Here is a 20,998-nt window from a genome sequence, read left to right as displayed (position 1 = left end):
GCAAGAATGTTGAAAGTAACAAACCTGATTGATCAATAAACACAATTTAAAACGAAAAGCCTTTGCTGACATTGGGGGTCGGCAAAGGCTTTTTTAGGCATTTTTTTGTAGGGCCAGATCGTTGCTACAAAATCATCTTTCGTGCCTCTTCATTAAAGAACATAGTGACTTCTGGATAAGCGTCAAGATTGACCTGCTGTAGTCTCATGATCTTTTCAAGGAAGATGGAGTCGTTGAACAGTTTACTAACAATTATTTCGCACCAAGCCGGGGTATGCCTGAAAGCATCTACCAGCAATTGAACCTCATCAAATCGGAAAAACAGGATATATGAAGCATAGTTCTGAAGCAGTGTCTTGAAACAGTGGTTAGCGTATGTACTGGAGTGACCTTCAGCTTGAATAAGGAAATCCCGCATGATCTGGAATAATGCCTCCGGTTCCTCTGTATACAACTGTAACATCTGACTCACGTTGTTGATTAACATGAGGATTGGTTCCAAACCTTCCTCTGAAGGCATGTTTAACTTGGGAGATCGGCCTTCAATGGTATATAGCAGTTCCAGCGTCAGGCGTTTGCAGGCTTGGATCTCTTCAGCAGTGATTACGATTTGTTCCCAGTATTCATTTCGAAGTAAGGTGTAGTGATCATGGTATGCCGAAAAATAATCCTCCAATGAAATGTCGGTCTTCGTATGTACAAGGTGTTGTTCGCTGAATGAGCAGGCATATAATGTATCTTCATTAACAGGGTGTGCATAGAGGTAAAAAAAGAAGAAAAAGTCACGTAACAGATGCTTTTGTTCCTCGCTGAATTGGGGAATTTCGCTTAGCTGAGACAATTGGAAGAAGCTATAGCCTTTCATAAATTCATTCATGGCACTGTAGGTGTTATACGTGTTGATCGACAGCGTGGTGTTGATGGTAAATAACAGATAATACATAATCATTTCGTCATAAACATCGAGCTGTTCAAATGGTTCTGAGAGAGTCGGCTTCCAGTCTGGCCTTGATCCATAATAGGGATCTTTCGGACGCAGTCTCGACATCCAGCTTGTAAATGTCTCATCTGGGTGGGATACCATAAACAGTTCGGCACTATTATCCTCATACAAACCATACTCCATATAATCTGTGCACGAAGGCTCAGGCTTAACTCCACAATTGAATTTGAGCCGTATACAATCAGAATATAATTTTTGAAGTTCCATCGTCCTAACCTCGTTTCTGCATCATTCTCTAGGGTTCTTCTTCGTTATATTCGACACAATTTTGAGCACTCCCCCTGGATTTGGGAAAGATCATAAACCACATATATCTTTTGGTGGATATAAAAAAGAATTTCAATGGGGTGTCGTAATACTTTCGCCCTGTTGGCAGATCGTGGAATCTGAGATGATGGGTTCACCAGAGATTCGGGTGACGAACTTCGAATCGCTGGCCTTCAGGCTATTGCGATCCTTCCTTCTACAATCATTGGAGATATCATAGGGTCGCAGCTCTCCTGAAGATTTCATTATCAGAGAGGAGGCGTCCAGGCTATCACATTCCTTCCTTCTAACCCTAACCTTTCATGTTATATAGGGATGTGGCTTTCCTGGACTCTTTTATCATGAACAATACGATCTATTTGCGCAGAGCGAACAAACTTATCATTGAACCTAATGAAGGGAAGCAACAGTTGCCGAAGACTTATCTGGCGACTGCCCTCAAAAATATTGAAGCACTCGGATATACCTTCTCGGATGAGTTAATGCAGGCGATGAGACAGCTGTCCATGGAACAGTTTGAAGCAGTATATCATCAACTTGTGGCTGATCTGAGAGTCATGGTCGGCGCACATGTGAAGTACACACCGATGTATGCAGGATTCCCGATGCAGGTGATGCAAGCGGATGAGGCGGAGTTATACCTTAATGCAATTATTCATTATCTGACCAACCTGACTGTGGTCTATACGGATCAACCCCCTGTGGAGAGAATGCATTTGCTGGAGAAGACGGACTTGAAAGTCATTGGTTTGGGAAACAAACAAGCATTCCAGACACTCATTCGTCAGATCATTGAAGCTAAAGGTTCCATCTCTGAAACAGACAAGAAAGATATCGATACCGTGTTGGAGCATGCAGATCCAAGTGAAGTGGATGCGATTCTACCCGCCGAGATTCTGTTCAAAGAAAATGTAGGCTTTGTGGTTTCCTCGTTGCTGAAGCATGAAAAGGCGAACATCGACCGGATCGGTCCGTATTTCAAAACGGCAAGTGATGTTCTGCGTCTGGCTGTTGCCTGGTCCGACGGTGATGTCAGTCTCGCTACGGCTTCTCGCTTCCGGAAATTCAAACGTCGTGAGAGACGCCTTTTGCTCGGATTATTGGAGCAATGTGGCTCCATCACGGAGGATATGCTGCGATATAAGGATCGCTGGATTCGCCTTGGCGAAATTCTGCATCCTTCGGAATATAAGCTTCGGTATCCAAGATGCGAAGAAGCCTTTGATATTTTGCGTAATAATAAACCGTATTCGACCTTCAACGGAAGTGTGGAGCTTGCCTTCCAATATCGGAATGTCTGGAGTCTGATTGATCTGTTGTCGCAGCGTCCAGGTGAATTCGCGAGAAGACTGGATCACATGTTGCGTATGACCGAAGATGAAGCGTATGTCCTGCTGGCCTTTGGTGAGGTATTGGAGCAAGTCTCTACCCCAGTGTTATTGCAGGTGAGACAGCATTTTGCGCAGCGTAATGAACGGCAGGATCTGCGTGTCTTCTTCCCGAAAGGCAATGTAGCCAAAGCTTTTGCTGTTCCGAATGAGCTGCCAGAGATCGATGAAGGCACGTGTCAAGATGTCGTGCAATTATGCGAGCAGGCGCTGGTAGAGCGATTCGCAAACCTTTCCCCGCTTGGGAAGACCTATGTCGATCCACAGCTTCATGATTATCTGGTACCCTTTTCCCAGAGATCAGCGAGCAAGGCTCTGCATACCATCGTTCGTGGAAGCCGTGTGCCGATGGCAGAGGGTGATACCATTCGTTTCTTCAACTGGTGGAAAGAGGGGGACGTGGATGGAAAGTCTACAGGGCGCGTGGACATTGACTTGTCTGCGGTGATGTATGATAAGGACTGGAACTATGTGGAGCATATTTCCTATACGAATCTGCGATCCTCTAACTATAAGGCTGTCCATAGCGGAGATATCGTGACTGCACCTAACGGAGCAAGTGAGTTTATTGATCTGCATATTCCATCCATCGTGAATTATGGTGGACGTTATGTGGTGACGACAGTACATTCCTTCACCAGCCATCCGTATTGTGATCTGCCGGAATGTTTTGTAGGGTGGATGATGAGGAAGAAGCCGGGGTCTGGCGAGATTTTCGAACCGTCTACCGTAGCGAACAAAATCGATATTACAGCGGATACGCAGATTGCGATCCCTGTCATTATGGATCTGGTCGAACGCACCGTCATCTGGACAGACCTGGCGCTGACCAGATATCCGGACTACTACAATAACGTAGAGGGGAATCAGAAAGGTATCGTGCTGATGGGTAAAGCACTAACGACTTTACGCAAACCCGATCTGCATGACTTGTTCATGCTCCATGCCAAAGCTAGAGGAGAACTGGTGGATACAATAGATCAGGCGGATACAATCTATTCGGTCGATCAAGGTATTACACCCTATGATATCGAGCAGATTATGGCGGAGTATCTGGTTTGACCTGTTTGACTTGACTACTGGTGATATGTGAATATCAAAGTTAGAAAAGAGTAGCTGATGCTGCTCTTTTTTTCTGGTTTAAATGCAAAGAGCCTACAGAATGGTGCAGGTAATGTCGGATGCAAAGAGAATGACTTTGCTAAGCTTAAATTAACGTGGGAGGGATGATATGGATACGCTGAGGCGGTTAAATGAAGCCTTGAATTATATTGAGGAGCATCTGATGGATGTCGTGGACATGAAGGAGATTTCCCGGATTGCCTGCTGCTCGGAATATCATTTTACACGCATGTTCTCTTTTCTTAGTGGTGTAACGCTCTCGGAATATATTCGACGTCGCCGGTTGACACTTGCAGCTATGGAGTTAAGCCACAGTGACAGCAAAATCATTGATATTGCACTAAAATACGGGTATACATCGCCGGATTCTTTCTCGCGTGCTTTTCAAAGCATGCATGGCACTACGCCCTCCGAAGCACGAAACCATGGTCCATCCCTTAAAGCCTTCCCACGAATGACATTTCAACTGACCATTCAAGGAGGAAGCGAAATGAACTACCGCATTGAAGATAAAGAGGCGTTTCGAATCGTGGGTATTCGTAAAAGGGTGCCAATCGTATTCAACGGGGTTAATCCGGAGATCGCTGCGATGTACCAGAGTCTTACACCGGAATTGATCGATAGGATTAAGGGGGCATCGAACGTCCAACCTATGGGCTTAATCAGTGCTTCATCCCATTTCAGTGAGGGACGTATGGCGGAACAGGGAGAACTGGATCATTACATTGGTGCAGCTACGACAAAAGAGACGCCTGAAGGACTGGAACACCTGGAGGTTCCTGCTTCGACATGGGCTGTATTTGCTGTCGTCGGTCCGTTTCCTGGTACGCTTCAGGAGGTGTGGGGCCGGATCTACGCGGAATGGTTTCCTTCATCGGACTATGAGCTGAGTGAGGGTCCGGAAATGCTATGGAATGAGCACAAGGATGTTACTGTAGAGCAATATAGAAGTGAGATATGGATACCTATTCGGAAGAGATGATACGTCTCTAGTTTGATATTTGCGGGCGCAGCTTTTTGAAGCTGCGTTTTTTTGTTTTAGAATTTGCTATCAGATATACGGGCCGTTTTCATTGCGAACATATGTAATATAATGGTGTTATTTTATTGGAATTGTAAGAATACTTTTATGTAGAAGAGTGATTTAAAAAAGGGGGTGGCGAGATCAGGTTTACATGAAGTGATGACTCTATTCTATACGCACGTAGACATAACATTCCATTGATCATGGACAGGCTCACATAGCAGACATAGAGATATGAGACGGAAGTGTCAGTTATTATACATTGTAATGTAAGCGCTTTATTAAATGAGTTCCAAGGAGGGATTTACTCATGACCAAAAGTATAGTGAGAAAGGCGCTTGGTTTGTTTTTAATTGTCGTCATGATTGCAACAGCTGCTGTATACCCTGCATCTACCGGACACGCGGCAACCATAAATGTGACCGATAACGGCACAAGAATCGAAGTAAACACCGGATCAGGATTAGTCTATGTGGTGAATAAAACCAATGGCGATATTATATCGGCCAAAATGAACGGTACGGAGCTGAACAGCAACAGAGGGTCGCACATCGGGTCAGGTTTGGGTTCATCCGCCAATGTGACTTGGAATACCTCTCCTTCTGGATCGACCGTGTTAATTACGGTATCTACAAGCACATTAACTCACTATTATGCTTCGCGTGGTGGCGAGAACATCATATACATGGCAACGCATATCACGGCTCAACCTTCGATTGGAGAGTTACGGTACATTTTCCGTGGTAATGGTAGTATGTTGACAGGTGTTCCGGCGAATTCTAATAACCGGGGTAACACTGGAGCAATTGAAAGTCAGGATGTGTTCGGGTTTGCAAATGGACAGTCGGCCTCCAAATATTATGGTAATGATCAGGCCAAAGACTTATCTGTTCGTGGGGTGACGGGGAATGGCGTCGGTGTATTTATGGCCTACGGCAATCGGGAAAAAAGCTCTGGCGGCCCATTCTTCCGTGACATTCAGTTCCAAAGTGGAACAGAGACGGAAGTCTATAATTATATGAACTCGGGACATGCACAGACGGAAAATTGGCGCCTGGGTCTGCATGGGCCGTACGCTTTGATCTTCACCACAGGTGGTACCCCAAGTGTACCCGACTTCAGCTGGATGTCTGGTCTGAACTTGCAGGGTTGGGTTTCCAGTCGAGGGAACGTAGTGCTTAATGGTCTCTCCGGAATGGATACGGGTTATGCATATACAATTGGGTTCGCCAATAGTAATGCTCAGTATTGGGTGGGTACCTCTTCAAGTGGGGCAGCCGCCAAATATAGCATGATCCCAGGGACATACACCATGACAGCCTATAAGGGAGAACTGGCGGTATATACGGAAACGGTTAATGTCACGGCAGGCCAAACGACGACTCTGAATACACGTACGATCAACAATGATCCGAGTCAAGCCTCCAACATCTGGCGAATCGGCAACTGGGATGGTACACCACGGGAGTTCCTGAATGGACAGACCATTCCGATCCGTCACCCGTCCGATAGTCGTAACCCAAGCTGGGGACCTGTCACCTATGCCACCGGTAGCGCGACCAATCGATTCCCGGCAATCCAGTTCCGTGGTCAGAATTCTCCAACCACAATAACGTTTAATTTGAATGCATCTCAAGCGGCATCTTCTCATACGCTCAACATCGGTATTACCGCAGCTTACAATAATGGCAGACCTAGCGTAACGGTTAATGGACATGCTTTAACCAATCCTGCTGCATCTTCACAGCCCAATTCTCGTAGCTTCACGATTGGTACCTATCGTGGCAACAACACAACGTTTAGCTGGAATGTCCCAGCATCTTATTTCGTGAATGGTTCCAATACTATCACCATTACGCCTATTAGCGGTTCGAGTGATTTGGGTAACTGGTTAAGTGCAGGTTGGGTTTACGATTGTGTGGAGTTACTGAATTGAATGAAGAATGCAATATCGTGGAAGGAATAAAAGAGGTAACCTGCCTGGTTTTCTTAACAGGGTTCAGGTTACCTCTTTTAGCTTTGTCATCGGAAATGAAAAGATATCAATTCATAATATCCCTAAGGATCTTGCTTTGCTGGAGATGGTGATCCGGATAGTGGTATAATTTTCAATACGTAGTCATGAGTGAATGAACGGGGAGGAAAAGAGAATGAGAGACGATCTGTTGGTTCAATTGCAAGAGTGGCATGAAGAAGATGAGTTTCAGGAAATTGTGGATGCAATTCAAGCGATTCCTGTGGAAGAAAGGGATTATGAGCTGGTTAACCATCTGGGCCGAGCGCTGAATAACCTGGAACGGTATGAAGAAGCGGTTGAACAATTCCTGACGGTTGCTAAAGAGGGCACAGGTGACCCACTCTGGCATTATCGGATTGGACTGGCTTATTATTATCTCGAGCAATATGCGCATGCGCTACAAGCGTTCGAAAGAGCGGATGAATTGGACCCTGAGGATGAAGATACGCTGGAGTTTCTGGAATGGATTCGAAGTAAAATGGAGGAGGAACCCTCAGAGGAATCCGTAGACGAATCGGTGGATACCGTCCCATCTATTACTGAGATCTCAACCGTACCTGTTAGTGTTAGCCATCTGGAACCAACAGGTTTTTGGAATGACAGTGCTGAAGCCGTGGATCAATATGTGTTGGCCCCGCCTACCGATGAACAGGTCGAGTCAGTGGAGGAGCAGTTGGTGTTTAAGCTGCCAACATCCTATATTAACATGATGAAATTACATAATGGCGGTGTCCCCCACTATAGGCATTTTCCGGTTAGCCAAGCAGAGGCTGCCAAGAAAGTCCGCGTTGAGGTCAAGGGGATACTGGGAATTGGACGTGAGAAAGCACATTCGTTAGGTGGTGAAACTGGCAGCCGGTTTATTATCGAGCAGGGGGGTTACCCCGAAATCGGTGTTGTTATCTGTGAGTGCCCTTCCGATTCGGAGGTGGTGATGCTGGATTATCGTGAATCCGGCAATGCTGGTGAGCCCGAGGTTGTTCATGTGGATAAAAAAGAAAGCTACAAGATTACGTGGCTTGCACCCAATTTTGAAACCTTTATTCAAGGTCTGGTGAATGAGGAAAATCAACCTGCAAACCTTAAAGGTGCATTATAAGTAAAGGTATGGGCTTCTTTTTATACGAAACGTTGAAAAGACTGCATCCGTCATGACGGATGCAGTCTTTTTGTTGCCTAGTTATGCGCGATAAGTCGGAAATGTCACCCAAACCGAGCTTTTACTAACTGCGTTAGCTTCGCCAAGATATCCAAAATAAGTATATAGAGCTGTACTCGTTGCATTAAGGCAGTTACTTTGCTAGTATTTAGATATATAATATTTAGTCATCTAAATATTATATATCTAAATACCTTGGTTTCTTCAAGAAAGGGCTACGCATCATGTTAAGAATGAAAAACAAAGTAGCCCTTGTTACTTACAAATAAATAAAATACGTTAGGAGCAATTCACATGGGAAAATTAGATAATAAAGTAGCTATTATTACTGGCGGAGCCTCGGGAATCGGAGAGGGCATGGTAGATCTTTTTGCACAGGAAGGCGCCATCGTCATTGCTGCAGACATTAATGAGGAATCATTGGAGAGAGTAAGCCAAAAAGAGAATGTGTACGGAATGAAGTTGAATGTATCTTCGGATGAAGATTGGCAGGCACTGGCGAAAGTAGTGAATGAACGTTTTGGGAAAATTGACATTCTGGTCAACAATGCGGGCATTTCTTCCGAGAAGCCATTTGAGGAAATCAATGCACAGGATTGGGGGAAAATGCTCTCCATTAACGGTTACGGCCCATTCGCTGGCATGAAACATGTCACTCCTTATATGGCAGCCCAGAAAAAAGGTTCTATCGTCAATATCTCATCATATACCGCTTTGATTGGACAAGGCTTTAACCATTACTCGGCGTCCAAAGGCGCGGTACGTGCATTATCCAAAGCTGCTGCGACCACCTTCGGACGTCAAGGTATTCGTGTGAATGCTCTTTTTCCTGGGATCATCGAAACACCAATGACCCAATCCTTGAACACATCTAAGGAACTGCTTGAACGATTAATTCAGGCAACGCCTTTGCAGCGTCTGGGCCAGGCTATCGATATTGCCAAAGCCGCGTTGTTCCTAGCGTCGGATGATTCTTCGTACATTACAGGATCTGAACTGGTGATCGATGGTGGCTACTCAGCCCAATAGCGTGTAAAATGATGACAGCCCTTAAGTTAAATGAGGGCTGTTGTTTATTTTTTCGAGGAGGATCTAATGGAAGAACAGAACATTTTTGAGCTTATACACAACATGGATAATTTCACTAACAAATTGATTATACAATGGAACAAATCATTCAATGAGGACCTCGGTGTCTCTCATGTGCTTGTGCTCAGCCATCTCCAACAAAATGGAAAAAGTCGACCTTCGGATATTGCAAAAATTTTGGGGTTCACTCCGCCTACACTTAGTTATTTATCTGACAAGATGGTAGCCAAGGAATTAGTCGTCAGAATGGTAGATGAAGCGGACCGTCGCATTATTTATTTGAACATTACGGATAAAGGGGCCGAAGTCCTCGGAAGAGCCATATTGGAGGGCCAGCAGCTGCGTAAGAATTTATTCCAGAAATTAAACGAAGAGGATCGAGCGCAACTAGTCCATATTTTTGAGAAGATGAATCGGGAAGATTGAGCAATAGACTCGAAGGGAGACCGAAGGTGATATGGAGGAACCGCTCAAAGTATATAACACCGCAGTTGAAGCTTTTCTTGAGGTAATCGGGGGAAAGTGGAAGCCTGTTATTCTATTCCATCTTACCTTTGGCAAGAAACGTAATGGTGAGCTGATGAAACTGATCCCTGCGATCACCCAGAAAGTGCTGACGCAGCAACTTGGTGAACTAACGGAGGCGGGGGTCATTGTCCGAATTTCCCATCACCAGGTTCCGCCTAAAGTGGAGTATGAGTTAACAGCGTATGGGTGGAGTCTCAAAGAGATTCTTCATCTAATGTGTAGATGGGGCGATATACACGTGGAGAATGTTTATGGTGATCGAGGAAAAATTCTGTTTAAGCCGCCAACGACTACTGACGTTGAGTGACTTATATAAGCCGATTCTGGAATTCAGGAATCGGCTTATTCTGCATTTATCTAAGTTACGGAAGGATCTTGCGATCACGTAGATTTCTGAAAATATCCATAAACATAGCCTCAGTGTCAATGAAATCATGAAATCCGAAGCGGCGAGCTTTGGAACCATCTGCGAAGAAATCGTAATCCCACGAGAAGACAAAGTCACCAAATGCCCAGGAAGAGACATCATCATAAGGGTTGTTTACCAAACCATACTTTTCGATCATGGAATTCCAAAGGTCTTCTTTATCTGACATCACTGTTGCAAGTGAAAGGGTGAGTGGAGGTGCGGTTTCCAATTCGAAAAATGCAGCAATTTTGGGCCAGAGTTCATTCCAGCGAAACAGATCGCCATTGGTGATATTAAATGCTTGATTGGCACAGCGAGGTTCGGTTGCTGCCCATACGGTTGCATGAGCCAGCAATGTCGCATCAGTCATTTCAAGCAGCGAATGATACGCTCCTGGTTTCCCGGGAAAACGTAATGGTAAGTTAAGCTCCTTGGAGATAGCCGCATAGACGCCAATAACCATGGCAAGGTTCATTGGATTACCCAGAGCGAAGCCACATACCACCGAAGGGCGCAGGGCTGACCAGGTCCAGCTGCTTCCGGGTTGCCGATCTTCGAGAAACCGTTGCTGATCGACATTGAATTCGGGGGGCATATGATATGCGTCCGTTTCTTTGGCAGGTGTTTTGAATGGCCCGAGATGTGCACCGTACACTTTATAACCTTGCATTAGGCTAATATGTTGGAGATTTGGAGCAATCGGTTCAATCGTATTCACCACATTGACGAGCATGGCCAAGTTGGGCTGTACCAATTCGGCCCAGGTTGGGCGATTCTGATACGCGGCGTAGAAAATATGCGTAACGGTCGTTAAAGGGCTCAGTTTGTCTTGTGTGTCTGCTTCGTTCAGTAAATCAGCTGATATATAACGCAACCTGGGGGCATCTTCCCCTCCGCGGCGAGATACACCAATGACATTCCACTCGGGAAGTGTCATCAGATAATCCATAAGGTTTCTTCCAATGACGCCTCCAGCACCAATGACAAGTGCGGTGTAACGGGTAACGGATTGTTCGGGTTTCAATGGACATGCTCCTCTCTTCTTCTGTTCATATTGTGGGTCAGAAAAAGAAGGATGAGAAGTACGCACCTCAAAGTCATATACGTACTTTGAAGTAATATATGAGCCTGGTGCAGGACATGAGCATTATAATTGGCAATTCATTGGATGTTACTTGCCTATAACCACAAGAAGCTGTAAAAGGTACAATCGTCCTTTCACAGCTTAGATGTGTCTGTATATTCGTTCAATAGATCTGTTGTGGAGATGGTTTACGCCGGATATCCGCCACCTGGAGGCGGCCATGCGCCGTAGAAGCGACGCAGCAGAACAATCTCACCCAGATGGTACGAGTTATGGGATGCGATATTGCGCAGAAGTCCTGCTTTAGTTTCACCCGGGAAATAGAGCAGTGGATCATCCAATTGTGCCGTTTCTGCAATGGCTACGGCTTGATCAACCCCCTCCAAAAATGCTTGAATATCTGCCTTCCACGTGGCTTCGTCCTGTGGACCCTTCTCCTCAGGCCAGCTCTCACTCACGTTAGCAGGGAGCTGTGGCTTGCGTCCTTCCAAGTGGTCGAGCATAAATTGCTGCCAATAATGCATGTGCTTCACCAATTGATAGATCGTATATGGCATGGCATCGTGCGTACGAGCAGCAAGTGTGACATCGATGTCGGGTAGAGCACGGGCGATGCGGATGTGGCCACGTTCCCCTACTAATGATTTGACAAGGGCTTGCGCAAAGCTTTGATTAACATCTGACATATGGTACCTTCCTCTCTTCCAAGACCGGATCTGATAACCTGTCTTCTATTTAGTATTATACAATTAAATTGCTAAAAATTAAAAATGGATAACTAAGAACGCTAAATACTTAAAATGCCTATGATATAATAGTGAAAAAATACATCTCAAGGCCTCAGGGTCGAGGAGGAAGCTCCTGTGAAAGTGATATTGGTTGACGACGAACGTCTAGCGTTGATAGGCCTTCAAAAATCACTAGAAAAAGAAGTAAGCGGCATTGAAATTATTGCTACATATATGAATCCAACAGAGGCTGTGGCGGGTATTGTGGAGCACCGTCCTGATGTTGTATTTCTGGATATTCATATGCCGGAGATGGATGGTATGGATCTGGGAAGACAGATTCAGACGGCAACACCGGGCACCGAAATTATATTTGTGACCAGTTACGATCAATATGCGGTGCATGCTTTCGAATTACAGGCTTTGGATTATGTGATGAAGCCCATCCAAAAGGATCGATTGAAGCAGACGGTAAGCCGCGTAAGAGAGAAACTGAGCGTAAAACGGGAGCAGCATTCAAAGGATACAAACGCACCTTTAATTTGCTGTTTTAATCAGATTCAGTTTAAGCTTCCAGGAAAGGATATCCAGGTTGCCAAATGGCGTACAAGCAAGGCGCAGGAGCTGTTTGCATACTTGCTTCACCACCGGAACCAGGTCGTCCATCGCAGTGTTCTGCTGGAGCTTCTGTGGCCGGGAATGGAAGAGGAAAAGACGGCACACCAACTCTACACTGCGATTTATCATGTCCGCCAAACCCTGAAAACTTGCAATATGGATATGATCAAGATTCAGAGTGGACACCTGGAGGCAGGCTATCGACTCGAATTGGGTGAGGCTCAGTTGGATAGTGAGCAGTGGGAACGGGAAATCAGGCAATGGAAAGTTGTAGACGCAAGTACCGTTCATGCCTATGAGCAAACGCTTCATCTATATAAGGGTACCTATCTTGGCAATTATGAATACATGTGGGCTGAACCTGAGCGGGAAAGATTACGCTTTCTGTGGCTGTATCATATGAGACAACTAAGTTTGTATTACCAGCAGCATGGGCTGGTGGAAAAAGTGATCGAGAGTACACAACGTATCCAGCATATGCTTCCGGATGAAGAAGAAAGTTATTATATGCTAATGAAGTTATATGATGAAATGCACAACGATCTCGGTGTAGAGGAGCAGTATCGTCTCTTAACCACCAGAATGGAGCAAGATTTGGAGATACCGATCAGTGAGGACATTACCGAATGGTATCAGGGCTGGAAGCTCGGTTTAACCAAAGTCATGAAAAAATAATTAATGAAATTACTTCAAACAAAACGTATGGACCGTTACAAATATTTGATCATCATGCTAATCATTTTTGGAGTGTTACTTGGCATGCGCTCGGTATGGTCAGAGTTATTCAACACAGTAGATGAGCATCGCGCCGTTAACGGGGTGCTTGATCTGAGAGATGTGGATCTGGATCAGTCCCCTGTTATGTACTTGAACGGGGAATGGGAACTTTACCCGGACAAATTACTGACCCTGCAAGATATTTCCAAGAGGGATGGCGGTGCGAAGAGTGTTCAGGTCCCAGGAGACTGGGGGAGTGCACAGAATCAGGAACATGAGAGTTCGTACGGTTATGGAACGTATCGATTGCGTATTTTGACAGACCCACTTCAGACGCCCGTTACCTTCTGGTTCAAGGGGATTCGAAGTTCATCCGAGATTGAGTTGAACGGAGATGCCAACGGGGGCACAGGTGAGGTCTCCTCGGATAGCATTACATATATACCCGGGAGTACTTCATATACAGTGACCTACGATCAGGAAGGAACAACCTCCATTGAACTACTGATTCGCGTAGCCAATTACGACAGCCCGTATATGGGTGGAATTAGCAAACCTGTTCGCTTTGGCTCACAGGCAGCTGTTGATTACTCGCGGTGGTACTCCATTGGTTTTCAGCTGGTCATCTTTCTGATTTTGCTCCTTCACGGCATGTATGCCTGTATTCTTTACGCATTTAATCGGCAGGAACGATCCTTGCTGGTTGGAGCCGTATTAACTTTAACTGTTGGCATCACGGTTACGATGGGTCATGATAATATTTTGATGTTATGGCTTCCAATTAATTATACCTGGGGCATTAAAATTCGATTGATCTCATTATTGCTGCAAAATGCTTGTATCCTGCTGTTATTCCAGAGATTAACGATGGTTCATCTACGAAAGGCATGGCTTAAGTGGCATGTTGTCATGACCTTGATCTATACGGCCGTGATTGTGGTGGTGCCCATTCATATTACATATGCCATGATCCATTACAACTTCATTAACCTATTCTTTCTTGTATCCCTGATCTGGTTTCTATATATTGTCGGAACGATGATCTTCAGGAAACAGGCAGACCGAGATATTGTTTTTCTGCTGCTTACTGCAGGAGGTATTACATCCAACCTGTTATGGAGTGTGGCCGAGACAGCCAGAGATGTGACAACAGTCTATTACCCTATTGACATCATCTTTGCCATTACCGGCTTCTCCGCCTATTGGTTCAAGAAATACTTCAGGAATGCCAAAGAGAATATGAAGCTGAATACAGAACTGCAGAAGGGTGACAAAATTAAAGATCAATTCTTGGCGAATACATCACATGAACTGCGGACCCCACTGCACGGGATCATTAACATCGCTCACAACGTGGTCACCCGAGAGAAAAACCGGTTGGATGAACGGAGCCTGGAGGATATGGAGTTGCTGGTTACGATCGGTCGACGGATGTCGCATCTCCTTGGTGATCTACTGGATGTAGTCCGACTGAAGGAGCACCGCATTGTGTTGCGTCAGAGTCCTCTTTCCATACAGTCGGTTGTGCCTGGCATTATCGCCATGCTGCAATTCATGGCAGAACGAAAACCAGTCCACCTTCATATGGAGATTCCGGAATCGTTCCCACTGGTCATGGCTGATGAAGAAAGGCTCGTTCAGATTTTGTATAATCTGCTGCATAACGCGCTTAAACATACAGAGGAAGGAACGATAACCGTAAGTGCCGAAATTTGTGAAGGACATGCTCTGATTCATGTGACGGATACAGGCATTGGCATGGATGAGGATACACGGATGCGTATTTTCCTTCCGTATGAACAAGGGTCGTATGGAATCAGTGATGGACAAGGCATCGGGCTTGGACTGAACATCTGCAAAGAGCTCGTAGAACTGCACGGCGGGGCACTTACGGTTCGCTCGGAACTCGGAACGGGCTCGGTATTCAGCTTCGATCTGCCACTCGCGGATGAAGCCGCCGATCAGGCTCAGTCACAACTTCCCCTGATATGGGAACAGGCCGCCGAGATGATGGAAGATGCACCTGGCGGATTCCTGTTACCCCGCCAAGGTATGGGGGACGCGGAAGCCTTGGCGACGGCAGAGATGGCTCCGTTGTTAAAAGAGGGGAGAGCTACCATTCTGGCTGTGGATGATGATCCGGTGAATCTGGATGTGTTGGTCAGCATTCTTTCGACGGAACCATATGATATAACTACAGCAGGTTCGGGTCAGGAAGCGATGGAGTTGCTCGGCACACGTCAGTGGGATCTGCTCATTACAGATGTGATGATGCCCAATATGTCTGGCTATGAGTTAACCCAGAAGGTGAGGGAACAGTTCTCGATGTCTGAGCTTCCTGTGCTGCTGTTGACGGCACGAAGTCAGCCGCCAGATATCTACACGGGGTTTGCATCCGGGGCCAATGATTATGTCACGAAGCCTGTAGATGCGGTGGAACTGAAATATCGGATACGTGCATTGACCTTGTTAAATCAGTCTATCCAAGAGCGCCTGCGCATGGAGGCCGCTTATTTGCAGGCTCAGATTCAGCCTCACTTCCTGTTCAATACGCTGAATTCACTTATGGTCTTAAGTGATATTGATACAGAGCATATGCGGAAGCTTGGTGAAGCTTTTTCATCTTATTTACGGATCAGCTTCAACTATCTCAATACAGGAGAACTGGTGAAATTATCATATGAGCTGGAACTCGTTGAAGCCTATCTTTATATTGAAAAAACACGATTTGAAGATCGATTGTCGGTGGTATTAAACGTAGAGCCGGACCTTCCGTTGCTTCTCCCGCCGTTATCAATTCAGCCTTTGATTGAAAATGCCGTCAGACACGGTCTATTAAGCCGCAATGTAGGCGGTACGTTATGCCTATCCATCACTCGTCATGAGGGTTATACCCGTATTGAGGTGAAGGATAATGGCAAAGGTATGGAACCGGAGAAGGTTGCAGAACTGCTACATGCTACGCCAGGTGGAAAAGGCGGAATAGGCATTGTGAATACAAACCGCAGATTGCTGCAACGGTATGGTCGGGGATTGTCGATCGTAAGTGAGCCGGGTGAGGGCACAATGGTATCATTTGATATTCCGGATAAGATATAAGGAAAAGGCCGCAGAAGTGAAGACTTCCGGCCTTTTGTTTTACTTGCGCATCCAGTCCCTATTTTTAATTATTTCTAATGCATCTTTCATATGTTAGTATGTTTAACATTAGAAGCGCGGGCTCCGGCAGTAGGCGCTAAACGTTGTTATAGTGGGTGAAGAGATCGATGCGCAATTGGGTCAAAAATGAAAATGTACAGATGACGGCCATTGCCTTTGCCACAGCGGTAGGGGCGCAATTCAAGATAAATCCGTTCCGGGAAGATTACTTCCGAATCGGGCTGGGGGTTAGCATCCTTTTATTTCTGCTGATGATCATGCCACACTTGTCTTATGTGAAGACAGGGATCCTGACAGGCATCGCGAATTTGCTATTTCAGTCAGCAGATCTCATCAATCATGTGCAGACCGTCTCCATACTGGAAAGCATGCGGGACAATTTGGGGGCAGGTGTGTATTATGTGGTCTTTGCCTATGGACTTAGCAAGTTCAAGCATCGATTCCATGAGATGCAGCCTCTTCTGCTCGGCGGGTTAATCACATGTATCGATTTCTCCTCTAATCTTGTTGAGCTTCTTTTTCGCGGAATGTTAAGCGGGACCAATATCTTTTATATGAAGGAATGGTTGTATCTGCTTGTGGTAGGTGGCCTGCGAAGTTACTTTGTGATTGGGCTATATAACAGCATTGCGGTGAGGCAGATGCGGCTTTTACATGCAGAGCAGGAGAAGCGGATGGAGCAGATGCTGAGTGTGAACTCGGGTCTGTATAGCGAGGTCTTTTATCTGAAGAAAGCGATGAATACGATCGAAGGCATTACGGCAGACAGCTATGATCTATATCGCGATCTCCGGGAGCAGGACATGAATCAATACAGTCAGCGTACCCTGGGCATCGCTCAACAGATTCATGAAGTGAAGAAGGATTCACAACGTATTCTCGCGGGTCTGCTGAAGCTGTATGATAACGAAAAAGCGGTTAACATGAGCCTGTCTGAAGTACTGAACTTTGCCAGCAAAGCAAATCGAAAATATAGCGAAATGCTGCATAAGCAGGTCGAGATCGATATTGAGCAACAGTATGATTGTGAGTCTCCGTATTACATTCCTCTTCTCACGGTAATGAATAACCTGATTGCCAATGCGGTAGAAGCGATTGAGCATGACGGGACGATCCGAATTCGTGTGTATGAACAGGAAGGTGACGTGTATTTCGTCGTGATGGATTCTGGAAAAGGTGTACCTGAAGCCAAACGGGATGTCATCTTCGAACCGGGCTACACAACCAAGTTCAATGAAGTTGGCATTGCCGCGACGGGCATTGGCCTGTCCCATGTGCGTGATATCGTCCAGTCGTTGGCGGGACAAATTAAGGTAGAGTCGGCGTCTTCGGGAGAGACAGGGACAACATTTGTTATAGCTATTCCCAAAATGAATCTGATCAAGGGGGCCGATGTCGATGACACTTTCTATCATGATCGTGGATGATGATGTGGTAAGCCGGAGTGTGCTGCATGTGTTCTATATGGAGACGATAAGGCAATTCCAAGGTCGCCATTATTGAAAGTGATGGCATCGTCATCAACAATGCTCAAGATGCACTGGATTTGATGGCCTCGGTAAGGTATACCGATGATGCTGATAAACTCATTATCGACAAATCGAACATCACGGAAGAGTTCTTCGAACTGAAAACCAAACTTGCAGGCGAGATTTTGCAGAAGTACGTGAACTATCATGTTAAGCTTGCTATTGTGGGAGATTTCGAAGAACATAACAGCAAGAGCCTGAGAGATTTCATCTATGAGTGCAACAATGGCAAGCATGTTTTCTTTTTGAAAAACAAAAAGGAAGCGCTCCAAAAGTTGCATAATATCAGTTAAGCGTACATCCGAGACATGTAGAGAGCCTGCTTATAATTTGAGCCAAACGTAGGAGGTTTGCACCGTGATATCTAATGAGAATTTAAAGGTATATGCTCTGCCTAAGATCGGAAATCTTAAAGTGCATGGTAGAACGACTCAAGAGCGATCGCCGTTGACGTTATTTTGGACGGGGAGTGCAGTCGAACTCAATGTACAGGGCTCCGAACTATGGGTTGAAGTAGAGTCACAGTATGACATGTATGAGTCATGGATCAGCATTCTGATCAACGGTGTTCCGGTGAGCAGACAGATGTTAACGGTGGGAAGGTACTGGGTCTGTGTATTCCGGGGCATGAACGCAGATCTGGTGAAGAATGTACGGATCGTAAAGGATGTTCAAGCGATGAGTGGTGACCCGGGTTGTGCCTTGCAGATTCATGCGGTGAAATCCGATGGAGGGTTCCTGCCTGTGCAGGAAAAACCGTACAAGATCGAGTTCATTGGTGACAGTATTACATCTGGCGAAGGTGCGATTGGAGCAAAAGCGGAGGAAGATTGGATTCCGATGTGGTTCAGCGCCATACATAATTATACGTTTATGACAGCAGAAGCGCTGAATGCGGAGTATCGGGTCATCTCGCAAAGTGGCTGGGGTGTGCTGACAAGTTGGGATAACAATCCAAAAGGGAACATCCCCGAGTATTACGAACAGGTCTGTGGCTTGCTTACTGGAGAACGTAACGATGCGCTAGGCGCAGGAGATCAGCATGATTTTGGTTCCTGGCAGCCGGATGTGGTAGTCGTGAACCTAGGCAGCAATGATGGGGGTGCATTTCAGTCACCTGAGTGGAAAGACCCCGACACGGGCAAGGTGTACAAGCAACGTTTGAACGAAGACGGTACGTATCATGAAGAGGATCTGGCTGCTTTTGAGAAAGCAGTGGAACAGTTCCTGTCCAAACTTCGGAAAAACAATCCGGCGGCACATCTCGTATGGGCTTATGGCATGCTTGGTTTTCCCATGATGCCCGCCATCTACCGTGCGATTGATGCGTATACAAAGGGGACAGGAGATCGTAAGGTTACGATTATCCAGCTTCCTGATACAACCGAAGAGACGGTAGGGGCACGCACCCATCCAGGCGAGTTATCTCACCGTAGGACGGCAGAGGTGTTAGCGGAATATGTACGAGGAATGATAGGATAGCTTGAAATATAGTAATGGAAAGACCACTCTTTCATGAAATGTACCCCAATAGTTAGATGGTGTTTAACTTTATGAGGTCCCTTCATCATAAGAATGGTCTTTTTCCTTTTCTGCTTATCTAGACATTCGAGGGTGTGTCCGTTGTGCCGCTGTTCTGTACCTCATAACGAATTGAAATGATCTGTCCCAGCGTCTGGGTCCGAACCATTTTGAATTGGCTGGGCACAGTGCCTGTCGGGAATAATGGGATGCCTTCACCAAGAATTTTGGGAATGATGGCGACTTCAATCTCATCCAGCAATTTTTTTGCTAACACAGCTTGAACCAGTATTCCGCCACCCACAACCCACACGTCTCCATCAGAAGTTTGCTTTAACCGGGGAATGAGCGTATCTACTGTCTCGGTTGTAAACTGTACATGTGGAGCGGGCGGCTGTTCCGAGCGAGAAAGCACATATGTTGGCCGATCCGCATAGGGGAAATCTTCGGAAAGTTTGAGCACCTCTTCATACGTATAACGTCCCATAACAACGCTACCGATCGTTTCATAAAAGGCAGCATATCCGTTATCTCCTCCGTCACCCTCCACATCAAATAACCAATCTACCGAACCGTCCAGTCTTGCGATATATCCATCCAAACTCATAGCAATGTACAAAATTGTTTTGTTATCAGACATGTTCATCGCTCCCTTCTAAAATGTATGATACACTTTAACTATGACAAAAGTTGACGTAGTTAGGATGTTGAATACATGAATCATCGGAAACTGGCTATCATGCGCCTGATGGATTCCAGACAGAAGTTCACTGCTCGGGAACTGGCAGAACGTTTTGACGTCTCGGTTCGTACGATCCAGCGGGATCTGGATGCATTGCAGGCGCTGGGTTTTCCTTTGTACACAGAAGTTGGCGTGAACGGTGGATACCGGGTGTTGCCCAATCGAATTTTGCCACCTCTTCAATTCACGCAGCAGGAGGCATTAGGGCTGTTTATGATGCTGGAATATCTACAGCAAGTCCCGGATTTTCCGTATGGATCGATGCGTGAGCATCTGGCTGAGCAGTATTTCTCTACTTTGCCTGAGGATGTACAGGATCTGATTATGCGAATGAGAGAGCATATCACCTTTGTCCAGCATCCTGGTGAGCATTCCGAGCCTTTAACAACCGAGATATTGAGTGCAGCGGTAGAAAAGAGAGAAATCGAATTTATGTATCATGCCCGCAGTGGTCGCAAAAAAGTCCAGGTCTTTCCGTATGGCATCTACTATGAGCAGGGACATTGGTACATGCCAGCCCAAAATAGGGATCTCGTATTGTTGTATCGGGTGGATCGCATGCAGCAATTGGCTGTTATGGAATCGGTGGATGCATCTGTTCCGAGCCTGAAGGCGTGGCTAGATGCCAAAGAAGACAGAGCAAGCGTAGAAGTGGTGCTGCAATTCACGGAATTTGGAGCAAGGATTGCTGCGTCAGATGTGTTGTTCAAGTCGGTTGAAGGCCATGAGTGGCGCGGACTTGTTCCGCCTGAGGAGTTCTCTTTTACAGCGCGAAAGTTACTCTCCTATGGGCCGGAAGTGAAGGTGGTGTCTCCGCTCGAACTGCAACAGCAGGTTAGAGGAATGCTGGAACGGAGTTTAAGTCAGTATGGTGGGGGATAAGAGCTTTCAAAC

At 45.9% G+C, this 20,998-nt stretch carries 18 protein-coding genes; 13 read left to right on the top strand and 5 right to left on the bottom strand.

Translation table 11 applies throughout. The annotated features are described in order from the left end of the window. Positions 1–124: 124 nt before the first annotated feature. Together IFU39_RS24570 and IFU39_RS32680 are read right to left on the bottom strand one after the other, a co-directional pair. Positions 125–1,210: a hypothetical protein gene (locus tag IFU39_RS24570; protein WP_192135418.1), complete on the bottom strand. Its 1,086-nt coding sequence runs from the start codon at positions 1,208–1,210 to the stop codon at positions 125–127. A gap of 132 nt (positions 1,211–1,342) precedes the next feature. Next, positions 1,343–1,516, bottom strand: coding sequence for a hypothetical protein (locus IFU39_RS32680; RefSeq protein ID WP_206759592.1), 174 nt, complete (start codon positions 1,514–1,516; stop codon positions 1,343–1,345). A 95-nt stretch (positions 1,517–1,611) separates the two neighbouring features. On the opposite strand from IFU39_RS32680, the gene IFU39_RS24565 reads away from it, so the two are divergent. The 7 genes from IFU39_RS24565 (at position 1,612) to IFU39_RS24535 (ending at position 9,904) form a co-directional block, all read left to right on the top strand. After that, positions 1,612–3,720: a TerD family protein gene (locus tag IFU39_RS24565; protein ID WP_192135416.1), complete on the top strand. Its 2,109-nt coding sequence runs from the start codon at positions 1,612–1,614 to the stop codon at positions 3,718–3,720. Between the two features lie 169 nt (positions 3,721–3,889). Beyond that, positions 3,890–4,762 (top strand): AraC family transcriptional regulator, encoded by an 873-nt coding sequence (locus tag IFU39_RS24560; RefSeq protein WP_192135414.1) that lies wholly within the window; start codon positions 3,890–3,892, stop codon positions 4,760–4,762. Between the two features lie 352 nt (positions 4,763–5,114). Then, the gene (locus tag IFU39_RS24555; RefSeq protein WP_192135412.1) at positions 5,115–6,740 is read left to right on the top strand and encodes a rhamnogalacturonan lyase B N-terminal domain-containing protein; all 1,626 of its coding nucleotides are present in this window, start codon (positions 5,115–5,117) and stop codon (positions 6,738–6,740) included. 214 nt (positions 6,741–6,954) lie between these two features. Next, complete coding sequence (locus IFU39_RS24550; RefSeq protein WP_192135411.1) at positions 6,955–7,920, top strand: SMI1/KNR4 family protein; 966 nt, start codon at positions 6,955–6,957, stop codon at positions 7,918–7,920. Positions 7,921–8,274: 354 nt separating this feature from the next. Beyond that, positions 8,275–9,009, top strand: a complete 735-nt coding sequence (locus tag IFU39_RS24545; RefSeq protein WP_192135408.1) for an SDR family NAD(P)-dependent oxidoreductase — start codon at positions 8,275–8,277, stop codon at positions 9,007–9,009. A gap of 66 nt (positions 9,010–9,075) precedes the next feature. Further along, positions 9,076–9,495, top strand: a complete 420-nt coding sequence (locus IFU39_RS24540) for a MarR family winged helix-turn-helix transcriptional regulator (RefSeq protein WP_091012313.1) — start codon at positions 9,076–9,078, stop codon at positions 9,493–9,495. Between the two features lie 31 nt (positions 9,496–9,526). Next, on the top strand, positions 9,527–9,904 hold the full coding sequence (locus IFU39_RS24535) for a winged helix-turn-helix transcriptional regulator (RefSeq protein WP_091012315.1): 378 nt from the start codon (positions 9,527–9,529) through the stop codon (positions 9,902–9,904). Between the two features lie 55 nt (positions 9,905–9,959). Here IFU39_RS24535 and IFU39_RS24530 read toward each other — a convergent pair whose 3' ends face one another. Together IFU39_RS24530 and IFU39_RS24525 are read right to left on the bottom strand one after the other, a co-directional pair. After that, entirely contained in the window at positions 9,960–11,030 is a 1,071-nt protein-coding gene (locus IFU39_RS24530; protein WP_192135406.1) for an SDR family oxidoreductase, read from the bottom strand. Positions 11,031–11,278: 248 nt separating this feature from the next. Continuing rightward, positions 11,279–11,776 carry a DinB family protein gene (locus tag IFU39_RS24525; RefSeq protein ID WP_192135404.1) on the bottom strand — a complete coding sequence of 166 codons (498 nt, stop codon included), beginning with the start codon at positions 11,774–11,776 and terminating at the stop codon, positions 11,279–11,281. A gap of 177 nt (positions 11,777–11,953) precedes the next feature. On the opposite strand from IFU39_RS24525, the gene IFU39_RS24520 reads away from it, so the two are divergent. The 5 genes from IFU39_RS24520 (at position 11,954) to IFU39_RS24500 (ending at position 19,323) form a co-directional block, all read left to right on the top strand. Further along, positions 11,954–13,111, top strand: coding sequence for a response regulator (locus IFU39_RS24520; protein WP_192135402.1), 1,158 nt, complete (start codon positions 11,954–11,956; stop codon positions 13,109–13,111). Between the two features lie 3 nt (positions 13,112–13,114). Continuing rightward, positions 13,115–16,252 (top strand): hybrid sensor histidine kinase/response regulator, encoded by a 3,138-nt coding sequence (locus IFU39_RS24515; protein WP_192135400.1) that lies wholly within the window; start codon positions 13,115–13,117, stop codon positions 16,250–16,252. A gap of 155 nt (positions 16,253–16,407) precedes the next feature. Then, positions 16,408–17,739: an ATP-binding protein gene (locus IFU39_RS24510; RefSeq protein WP_342345680.1), complete on the top strand. Its 1,332-nt coding sequence runs from the start codon at positions 16,408–16,410 to the stop codon at positions 17,737–17,739. A gap of 68 nt (positions 17,740–17,807) precedes the next feature. Continuing rightward, the gene (locus tag IFU39_RS24505; protein WP_091012326.1) at positions 17,808–18,134 is read left to right on the top strand and encodes a DUF4180 domain-containing protein; all 327 of its coding nucleotides are present in this window, start codon (positions 17,808–17,810) and stop codon (positions 18,132–18,134) included. Positions 18,135–18,198: 64 nt separating this feature from the next. Then, complete coding sequence (locus IFU39_RS24500) at positions 18,199–19,323, top strand: GDSL-type esterase/lipase family protein (protein WP_192135398.1); 1,125 nt, start codon at positions 18,199–18,201, stop codon at positions 19,321–19,323. A 118-nt stretch (positions 19,324–19,441) separates the two neighbouring features. Here IFU39_RS24500 and IFU39_RS24495 read toward each other — a convergent pair whose 3' ends face one another. Beyond that, positions 19,442–20,008: a dihydrofolate reductase family protein gene (locus tag IFU39_RS24495; protein WP_192135396.1), complete on the bottom strand. Its 567-nt coding sequence runs from the start codon at positions 20,006–20,008 to the stop codon at positions 19,442–19,444. 69 nt (positions 20,009–20,077) lie between these two features. On the opposite strand from IFU39_RS24495, the gene IFU39_RS24490 reads away from it, so the two are divergent. Continuing rightward, the gene (locus IFU39_RS24490) at positions 20,078–20,986 is read left to right on the top strand and encodes a helix-turn-helix transcriptional regulator (RefSeq protein ID WP_192135394.1); all 909 of its coding nucleotides are present in this window, start codon (positions 20,078–20,080) and stop codon (positions 20,984–20,986) included. Positions 20,987–20,998: the final 12 nt, after the last annotated feature.

The organism is Paenibacillus sp. CFBP 13594, assembly GCF_014842675.1.
Taxonomy (GTDB): Bacteria; Bacillota; Bacilli; order Paenibacillales; family Paenibacillaceae; genus Paenibacillus; species Paenibacillus amylolyticus_B.
The sequence above is the reverse complement of the archived record's forward strand: the minus strand, read 5'-3'. Positions and strand labels throughout refer to the sequence as shown.